The sequence below is a fragment of the Candidatus Binataceae bacterium genome (genome assembly GCA_035500095.1).
GTDB lineage: Bacteria > Desulfobacterota > Binatia > Binatales > Binataceae > JAKAVN01.
On sequence record DATJXN010000087.1, the window covers coordinates 1 to 2,669 of the forward strand.

Below are 2,669 nucleotides of genomic sequence, written 5' to 3' on the forward strand. Positions count from 1 at the left end.
GTAATAGGGAACGTAGACAAGACTGGCGGCGCGAGGCGGCGCGGACGATGAGCCGCCGCCGCATCCGGCTAGCAGCAATAACGCGAGCAGCCACGCGCGAAATGGAATCGGGGGCAGCACGGGCCGCGAATCTAACGAAAACGATGCGTGAAAAACAGAAGACTGGGTGGCCAGTGAGCGCAATGTTATGATTGCAGAATCGAGGTAGTCGCATGATCGCTACGAGTCCTTTTGGAAAGACGGGCCACCAAAGTACACGGGTGATTTTCGGGGCGGCGGCGCTGGGCGGGATGAAGCAGGAGCGCGCGGACCGGGTGCTGGAGATTCTGCTCGAGTACGGCATCAACCATATCGATACCGCGGCCGCATACGGCGACTCCGAGCTGCGCATCGCGCCGTGGATGCGGGAGCATCGCGAGCGCTTCTTTCTCGCGACCAAGACGGGAGATCGCACCTATGATGGCGCTAGGGCGAGTCTGCATCGATCGCTTGAGCGGCTTGGGGTCGACAGTGTTGACCTGATTCAACTTCACAATCTGGTTGATGAGGACGAATGGAAGACCGCGTTCGGGCCGCGTGGCGCGCTGGAGGCGCTGGTCGAGGCGCGCGCGCAGGGGCTGGTGCGATTTATCGGGGTGACGGGGCATGGATCGCAGGTGGCGGCGATGCATCGGCGGAGCCTGGAGCGATTCGCATTCGACTCGGTGCTCTTTCCGCACAACTTCACGATGCTGGAGAATCCGCAGTATGCGGCCGACGTCGAGGCGCTGATCAAGTTGTGCAGCGAGCGCGGCGTGGCGATGCAGACGATCAAGTCCGCGGCTCGGCGGCGATGGCAGAATGGCGACGGGCCGAAGTTCAGTTGGTACGAGCCGCTGCGTGACAAGGATGCATTGCGGAGAGCGGTGCATTTCGTGCTGAGCAGGCCGGGGCTGTTTCTGAATACCTCGAGTGACGCGACGATTTTGCGCGCGATCCTGGATGCGGCCCGGGAAGCGCCGAAAGCACCATCGAGGGCCGAGATGGAAGCGGATGTGGCGAGCTACGCGATGCAGCCGCTGTTCATCCCGGGCGTGTCGGACACGATCTGATTTCCTGACCTCTCCCTGAAAGTGGAGAGGTCGCTGCGCGTCTTCGCGCGGCAGGAGAGGGTCCGCTTTCAGCGCGAAGCGAAGCTCGCGCGATTCAGAAATTCTGCGGTCTGGCTCAAGTTGCAGTCAGCAGAATTCCTTAATCGCGCGCAAAGAAGCGCGCTGAAAAGTGTCCCGCTCCTCCGCGCAAAAAAATGCGCGGCTTCCTCCCCCGTTCATGGGGGAGGTCAGGAGAGGGAGATCAGACGGCGGTGTAGCCGCCGTCTACTACGAATTCTGCGCCGGTTACGAAGGAGGCTTCGTCGGAGGCGAGGAACAGGACAACGTTGGCTACTTCCTCGGGGGTGCCGGCGCGCTTCATCGGGGCCATCGCGGCGATGGAATTCAGCAGGTCCTTGTCGAGAACCTCCGTCATCGGAGTTTTGATCACGCCGGGATGCACCGAATTCACCCGGATGTTGTCATCGGCGTAGTGGACCGCGCCGACCTTGCTCAGGATCCGGACGGCGCCCTTGGTGCCGTGATAGGCGGCTGCGCCGCCGGAGCCGATCAGGCCATAGATGGAAGAAATGTTGACGATCGCGCCGCCGCCGCGCTTGCGGATCGCGGGCACCGCGGTCTTCATCCCGAGCCATACGCCTTTCTGATTCACGGCGACGACGCTGTCCCATTCCTCTTCGCTGGTCTCCTCGATGCGATTGAAGTTCAGGATGCCGGCGTTGTTGACGAGGATGTCGAGTCCGCCGAATTCGCGCTCCGCAGTCTCGATGGCGGAGCGCCAGTCGGCTGCGCGGGTCACATCGAGATGAATCGCGACGGCCGCTTTGGAACCGGCCTTCTGGTTGATCTCCCCGGCGAGCGCGGCGGACTCGCGATCGAGTACATCGCCGACGACAACCTTTGCGCCCTCTCTGACGAAAATCCGGGCTTCCGCCGCGCCTTGCCCGCGAGCGCCGCCGGAAATGAGCGCGATCTTTCCTTTGAGTCGATCCATGATGGTGTCTCCTCTGTGCGCGACGGCGAGGACGCGTCCGCAGGTTTGAAATCTGCGCCGGAAGGGGCGTAAAACGCAATCATTGAGATTAGTATCAATAAGCGCCCACGCATCGCGCTGAATTTCGACGGCCGAGGTCAGTCATGGAGCACGCTTACGATCAGGTAGACGCGAAGAATCGCTATCGAATCGAAACTCCGGGGCACGAGGGATGGGCACATACGGCGCGGCCTGACGATCCCGATAAGTACCTGATGATCTCGGCGGACTGTCACGCGAACGAGCCCGGCAGCTTGTGGCGCACGCGGCTGGAACCGAAGTATCGCGACCGACTGCCGCACGTCGAAACCGACGCGAATGGCGAGAAGTGGTTCGTCGCGGAGGGGTTGGGACGGTCGCGAGTGCGATCGCGAATGATCGCGGACGTTCCGCGCGAGAACAGTGAGGATCGGCTGCGCGGGAATGCGGGCGCGGATCCGGAGCAGCGCATCAAGGATCACATCCGCGACGGTATCGATGCGGAGATCATCTTCCCGAACAAGGGCCTGATGATGTTCGCGACCAAGGATGCCGGATTCGGGATG

General features: G+C 62.1%; 3 protein-coding genes. 2 read left to right on the forward strand and 1 reads right to left on the reverse strand.

Features of this window, described 5'->3' with window-relative positions; genetic code table 11:
* Positions 1–260 precede the first annotated feature (260 nt).
* Positions 261–1,091: an aldo/keto reductase gene (locus tag VMI09_08575; GenBank protein HTQ24737.1), complete on the forward strand. Its 831-nt coding sequence runs from the start codon at positions 261–263 to the stop codon at positions 1,089–1,091.
* A 241-nt stretch (positions 1,092–1,332) separates the two neighbouring features.
* On the opposite strand, the gene VMI09_08580 is transcribed toward VMI09_08575, so the two are convergent.
* Entirely contained in the window at positions 1,333–2,085 is a 753-nt protein-coding gene (locus VMI09_08580; protein HTQ24738.1) for a glucose 1-dehydrogenase, read from the reverse strand.
* 143 nt (positions 2,086–2,228) lie between these two features.
* Between VMI09_08580 and VMI09_08585 the strand changes: the two genes are divergently transcribed.
* The coding region (locus VMI09_08585) for a hypothetical protein (protein ID HTQ24739.1) at positions 2,229–2,669 on the forward strand (441 nt) is incomplete at its 3' end.